Here is a 6,252-nt window from a genome sequence, read left to right on the forward strand (position 1 = left end):
CCGGCTCAGAATTTTTCGGGTCGCACGATTTCGACCGGTTGCAGAAAAGCGATCATGGCGTAGTCGGGGTAGTAGCGACTCTGCAGGTGGGCGAGTAGTCGTTCCGCCTGCTCGCGGCTGCAAATCGCCTCCAGCCTGATGTTGCCGCTCTCGCTCCAGCTGGCGTTGCGCTCGCCGTGATCCCCTCGTCCGCGTGCATCCGTGATGGTGTAGCCCCGCAGCCCTTCCCGGGTCAGGGTGCGCAGCAGGGTGGGTTCCAGATTTGCTTCCGTGATGACGGTCAGCAGGGTACGGGTCTCGGTCTGCATGATGGCTACTCCGTGAAGTGGCGGGCCCAGCTGTGGTAGAGCGGGATCCCCAGCATGATGTTGAAGGGGAAGGTGACGCCCAGCACGGCGCTGAGGGACAACCCCGGGTTGGCCTGGGGCACGGCGATGCGTAAGGTCGCTGGCACGGCAATATAGGAGGCGCTGGCCGCCAGGGTGGCCAGCAGGGTGAGTCCGCCAAGGGAGAGCCCCATCAGCTTGCCGACCGTCAACCCCAGTCCTGCCGAGGCGAGCGGCATCAGCAGGGCGAAGCCGAGCAGAAACAGGCCATGGCGGCGCAGATCCTGGCACTGGCGTGCCACTATCAAACCCATCTCAAGCAGGAACAGGGCGAGCGCTCCTTTGAACAGATCCACAAAAAGGGGTTTGAGGGGGGCTATGCCTTGCGGCCCGGCCAGATAGCCGATGGCCATGCCACCGAGCAGCAGGGTCACCCCTTTGCCGAGGAAAGTTTCATGGGCCAGCATGCGCCAGCGGGTCTGGCGGCTCACCCCGCGCGCCAGCATTATGCCCACCAGGATGGCCGGGATTTCCATCACAGCCAGGAAGATGGATAGCTGGGATTCGAAGCTGATGCCGCGCTCGGTGAGCCAGTTTACCCCGACTGCGAAGGTCGCCACGCTGACCGAGCCGTAGTGGGCTGCGGTGGCGGCGGCATCGATCCGGTTCATCTTGATGCGCAACAGGGCAAAGCCTGCCAGGGTTTGCACCACACCGAGCAGTATCACCAGGGCGAGTTGTGGCAGCAGTGGCAACAAGGATTGCTGGGCCAGGCCCACACCGCCTTTGAGGCCGATGGCCAGCAGCAGGAAGAGGGAGAGGGTGTCATAGAGTGCGGGGGGCAACTTGAGCTCGGATCGCACCAGACCAGCCAGCAGGCCAAACAGGAAAAAGAGTACAACAACATCCAGCATGAGGGGTCGCAGGAGGCAATTCACAGGATGCTTGCATGCTAGAGTGCATGATGCTTCGATAAAATCAGATTTTGATTGATGATTGTTCGGCAAAAACTGATAGGAACCCGGATGCTCAACTACAAACAACTCTATTACTTCTGGCATGTGGCGCGCAGCGGCAGCGTGACACGGGCCGCCGAACAGCTTCATCTCACTCCGCAAACCATCAGTGGTCAGGTCGCGGAGCTGGAGTTGTCTCTCGGGGTGGCGCTGTTCAGCCGGGAGGGGAGGCGGCTCGTCTTGACGGCTGCGGGGCGCCAGGCACTTGAGCAGGCCGGCGCCATCTTTTCGCTGGGAGCCGAGCTGGAACACACACTGCGCCACGCCAGCCAGGAGCTGACCATGCAGGTGGGGATTGCCGACTCGGTGCCCCGCACTCTGGCGTTTGAGCTGCTGGCACCGGCCATGGCGCTGACGACGCCGGTGCGGCTGATCTGCCATGAAGAGCGGGCCGAACAGCTATTCAGCGAGCTGGCCAGACACAAGCTGGATATGGTGCTGATCGATCGCCCACTGCCACCAGATAGTGGCGTACGTGGCTACAACCATGAACTGGGACGCAGCCCGCTGGCACTGTTTGCGAGCCCGGCGCTGGCGGCTCGTGCCCGTTCGGGGTTTCCCGCCTCTTTGGAAGGGCTGCCGCTGCTTATCCCCGGCGAGAAGTCGGCGACCCATGATCGGCTGCTGGCCTGGTATCGCCAGCAGGGCATACATCCCCATCTGGTCGGCCAGTTTGACGACTCGACCCTGATGAAGTCGTTCGGCAAGGCGGGCATGGGGATCTTTCCCGCCCCCCTTGCGATGCGTGACGAGATTGAGCGCCTCTATGGTGTCGAGCGGATTGCCACCTTGCCCGAGGTCACGCTCTCCTATTATCTGGTCTCTGCTGGCCGTCACCTCTCCCATCCCGGTGTACAGGCGGTGATGGAGGGAGCCAGGCAGCGGCTGGTGGAGCTGGAAAAGCAGAAATAGAAATCTGGATGGCTATACATCCAATCTGGCTCTGCCTATAATCCCCTCCGCTTTGGCGCATCATGCTTAATAGGGAATCCGGTGAAAATCCGGAGCTGGCGCGCAGCGGTAAGGGGGAACGAAGCGACATCAGGGCACTGCCGTCAGGTGGGAAGCCGTCGCCGTAGGCCATCAGCCCCCCAGCCCGAAGACCTGCCAAAGTTCGTATTTCGGGCCGAGAGAAACCGGCTACGAAGTAGATGCTTACGCGAACTTAAGGATCTCTCATGTCCAAGAAATTATTGGTGGCTGCCCTGTTGCCAACGGCGGCCTTCGCCCAGACGACCATCCCCGTCAATCCTACCCTGGTGATCACCGCCAATCGGGTGGAACAACCCATCAGCTCGGTACTGGCACCCGTTGTGGTGATCGACCGCGCCGAGATCGAATCCCGTCAGGTGCAGAGCCTGCCAGCGCTGTTGAAGACGTTGCCGGGTGTGCAGATCACCACGCTAGGTGGGCGAGGGCACATGAGCAGCCTGTTCATCCGCGGTACCAACTCCAACCATTCGCTGGTGCTGATGAATGGGCGCCCCATCGCCGCCATGGTGGCCGGCACACCAGACCTCAGCCAGATCCCGCTGGGCAATATCGAGCGCATCGAGTACATCCGGGGTCCGCGCGCTGCTGTCTATGGCGCAGATGCCATCGGTGGCGTCATCAACCTCATCACCAAAACTTCCGCCAAGAATGGCAGCGAGACCCATCTTAAGGGTGGTGTGGGCAGCAATGGTTACGGCCAGGGTCAGGTGCGTACCGTGCAGGCCCTGGGTCAGCAGACCGACATGAATATGATGATCGGCTACGAGCGTACCGATGGTTTCGATGTGGTGGCCAATGCCCAGCAGCCGGATCGGGATGGCTTCGACAGTCTGAACGGCCAGTTCGGGTTGAATCATGCGTTCAGTGATGCCTGGAGTGGGGACTTCAACGCCCAGGGTTATGACAACCAGACCGAGATGGATGATGCCTATCAGTCGGCTGACCAGAGCCGGGTACAGGCCTTCCAGTATGATGGTGGTCTCAAGTTCCAGAGCGAGACGCTGACCAGCCGGCTTGAGGCCAGCTATGGCGAGAACAAGCTGAAGAGCTGGCTGGAGAGCAAGGGGGAATCCAGCGCCCAGCCGATCCACACCGGCTTGACCCGTTTCTCCTGGATCAACAGCTGGAGCGGCGTCGAGGGACTCAACCTGACTGGTGGTGCCGACTGGCAGCAGGAGCAGTTGAAATCCGACTCGCGCAGCTCTGGTCAGGCGTTCAATGCCCCCGACCGAGACAACACAGGTCTGTTTGCGGTGGGCAGCTACCGCTGGCAGGCCCTGCTGTGGGAGCTCTCTGGCCGTACCGATGACAACAAGCAGTATGGCCGTCACAACACCTGGTCTGCCGCCAGCGGGCTGGACATAGATGACAACCACAATGTACGGCTCAGTTATGGCACCGGCTTCAAGGCGCCGACCTTCCTCGACCTCTACTATCCCGGTTATGAGAATCCGGATTTGAAGCCGGAAGAGAGCAAGAACCTGGAGCTGGGCTTTGCGGGTCGTTATACCGGTTGGGACTGGTCACTTAACCTCTATCGCAACAAGATCAAGAACCTGATTGCCTGTCAGAGTGCGTTCTCCACCTGCAAGCCGGACAACACGGATGCCGAGATCCGTGGCGTGGAAGTGGCGCTGGGTCTGGAAACCGGACTGCTCCATCACGACGTCAGCTTCGATTACACCCGGGCCGAAGACAAGAACGATGGAGATCAGCAACTGCTGCGCCGCGCCAAGCAGAAAGCCAGCTGGCTGACCCAGGTGCAGCTGGGCCCGGTCGATCTCTCCACCGAGCTGCTCTATGTGGGCAAGCGGGATGACAAGAACTTCAGCAGCTTCCCTGCAGAGCGTGTGGAACTGGGTTCCTACACCCTGATCAATCTGGGGGCCAGCTATGGGGTGACGCCTCAGCTCACGCTGGGCGGCCGCATCGACAACCTGTTCGATCGCGACTATGCCCCGGCCTATGGCTATGCCTCTGCGGGTACCGAGTTCAAGCTGACGGCGGACTACCGCCTCTGATCGCCAGCGCTGCTATATATAGAAGATAAAAAGCGAGGCCCTGCCATTGGCAGGGCCTTTTCTATTGGCGGCAGGCGGGAGTATGATCGCTGCCTTGCACCAAAGGGGGAGGTCAGGTGGCCAATATTCTAGTGTTCGACTCCGGCATGGGTGGTTTGACCATCTATCGCGAGATCCGCCGTGCGCTGCCGGCACACAACTACTTCTATTGTTTTGACAATGCCAACTTCCCCTATGGTGAGCTGAGCGAGTCAGCGTTGATTGCTGCCTGCACCCGTCTGGTCAGTCACATGGTGGCCGAGCATGCCATCGATCTGGTGGTGATTGCCTGCAATACGGCCAGCACCATAGCCCTGCCATCCTTGCGGGCCGCCCTGACCATTCCAGTTGTCGGCGTGGTGCCTGCCATCAAACCGGCTGCAGCCCTGACCCGCAATGGGTGTATCGGGCTGCTGGCGACCCCGGGCACCGTCAGCCGTGAATATACTCATCACCTCATTACCCAGTTTGCCCCGGGCAAGCGGGTGTTGCTCAAGGGCGCGACTGAACTGGTGATCGAAGCCGAGCACAAGCTGGCGGGACGGCCGGTAAACATGGCGCTGTTGCAGGAGGTGCTGACGGGCTGGATGGAAGGAGAGGAAAGGCCGGATACATTGGTGCTGGGTTGCACCCACTTCCCGCTGCTCAATGACGAGATCCGGCAATTGATGCCAGGATGTCAGCTGGTGGATTCAGGGAGCGCTGTGGCAAGACGGGTGGCACATCTATTGGCTACCGTGGCTGAGCAGCCTTCGCAAGCAGTGGTGCAGGCCAGGGCATATTGCACCCGACTGGATGCACAAGCCCAAAAATTGACAGCCCCCTTGCAAGCTTGGGGGCTGTCATCACTCGAAGAGGTGCGGTACTAACTCGTGACCGCCAGGGGATCAGGCATCGACTTCGCTGCCTTCTCTCTCATCTTTATCCCGCTTGTCGTTGGCTTCACGTACCTTGAGGGTACGCTGCTGATACTCCTTGTCATTGAGCACGGCGATGGCCTTGGCGGCATCGGCGGCTGGCATCTCCACAAAACCAAACCCTCTGCGTTTGCCGGTGGCCTTGTCCTTCATCAGACGGACAGAGATCACCTGTCCCTGTTCGGCAAACAGTTCACGCACGGCAATCTCGTTGGCGCGATACGGCAGGTTGCCTACATATAAGGTGCAAGTCTCTTGACCAGAGGCCAGCTCGCCTGCGGCGGCAGGTGTCCGCTTAAGGAACAGCGGCACGATGAAACCACCGATGGCCAGACCTACAGCAAAAATCACTTCGGCTTTCAAAGAAAACTGCAGAGCCTGGGCAACCAGATAACCAACCAGCGCCAACACCAGGGCAAGGATGGCAGCCTGCACATAAACGGGAAACTTGGATAAATTCATCTTTAAAGACCTTTTGTAAATGAAAGCAAAAAAGGTGCAACACTCTATTCACCTCCATGGTAACCAGCTTTCCAGCCGGGCGCTACCATGGACCACTTGGGACACATTATCCGTTCCAGTATGGCATTCCCCAATGGGGGAAGGCGCACTTAAATGACGATAAAACAGGACTGAAATCATCAGGTTGTGGATAACACTGTATATATACACTGAGTAAGCTGTTTCTAATTGGATAATTTGAAGTTTCCGTGACTTTCTTCAAAAAAAGCCTTGTCATCGTGATCACGCTCCCTATAATGCGCCCCTACCAGCACGGCGGAACACGCCGAACTGATGAGCCAGCTTCCTTGCGAAGCCGGCGCCGAAAGAAAAGCGAAAACAACCGCTTGACTTTCGAAGTGAGGAGCGTAATATGCGCCTCCTCAACGCGACAAGCGTGACGCTCTTTAACAATTTGAATCAAGCAATCTGTGTGGGC

General features: G+C 59.2%; 6 protein-coding genes and 1 riboswitch. Of the genes, 3 read left to right on the forward strand and 3 right to left on the reverse strand.

The features are described from left to right. Positions 1 to 5: 5 nt before the first annotated feature. Positions 6 to 308 (reverse strand): hypothetical protein, encoded by a 303-nt coding sequence (locus tag GWQ31_RS15635; RefSeq protein ID WP_005321666.1) that lies wholly within the window; start codon positions 306 to 308, stop codon positions 6 to 8. A 5-nt stretch (positions 309 to 313) separates the two neighbouring features. After that, positions 314 to 1,240 (reverse strand): sodium-dependent bicarbonate transport family permease, encoded by a 927-nt coding sequence (locus tag GWQ31_RS15640; RefSeq protein ID WP_005321662.1) that lies wholly within the window; start codon positions 1,238 to 1,240, stop codon positions 314 to 316. Positions 1,241 to 1,351: 111 nt separating this feature from the next. Between GWQ31_RS15640 and GWQ31_RS15645 the strand changes: the two genes are divergently transcribed. The 3 genes from GWQ31_RS15645 (at position 1,352) to murI (ending at position 5,264) form a co-directional block, all read left to right on the forward strand. Next, positions 1,352 to 2,254, forward strand: coding sequence for a LysR family transcriptional regulator (locus GWQ31_RS15645; protein ID WP_087756776.1), 903 nt, complete (start codon positions 1,352 to 1,354; stop codon positions 2,252 to 2,254). Between the two features lie 36 nt (positions 2,255 to 2,290). Beyond that, positions 2,291 to 2,469, forward strand: a riboswitch (cobalamin riboswitch). A 51-nt stretch (positions 2,470 to 2,520) separates the two neighbouring features. Beyond that, positions 2,521 to 4,356 carry a TonB-dependent receptor gene (locus GWQ31_RS15650; RefSeq protein ID WP_275909736.1) on the forward strand — a complete coding sequence of 612 codons (1,836 nt, stop codon included), beginning with the start codon at positions 2,521 to 2,523 and terminating at the stop codon, positions 4,354 to 4,356. A gap of 116 nt (positions 4,357 to 4,472) precedes the next feature. Then, positions 4,473 to 5,264 (forward strand): glutamate racemase, encoded by a 792-nt coding sequence (gene murI / locus GWQ31_RS15655; RefSeq protein ID WP_265463080.1) that lies wholly within the window; start codon positions 4,473 to 4,475, stop codon positions 5,262 to 5,264. Positions 5,265 to 5,282: 18 nt separating this feature from the next. On the opposite strand, the gene GWQ31_RS15660 is transcribed toward murI, so the two are convergent. Then, complete coding sequence (locus GWQ31_RS15660; RefSeq protein WP_005321648.1) at positions 5,283 to 5,774, reverse strand: RNA-binding protein; 492 nt, start codon at positions 5,772 to 5,774, stop codon at positions 5,283 to 5,285. Positions 5,775 to 6,252 lie beyond the last annotated feature (478 nt).

This window comes from Aeromonas sp. 2MA4 (assembly GCF_029237305.1).
Classification (GTDB): Bacteria; Pseudomonadota; Gammaproteobacteria; order Enterobacterales; family Aeromonadaceae; genus Aeromonas; species Aeromonas salmonicida.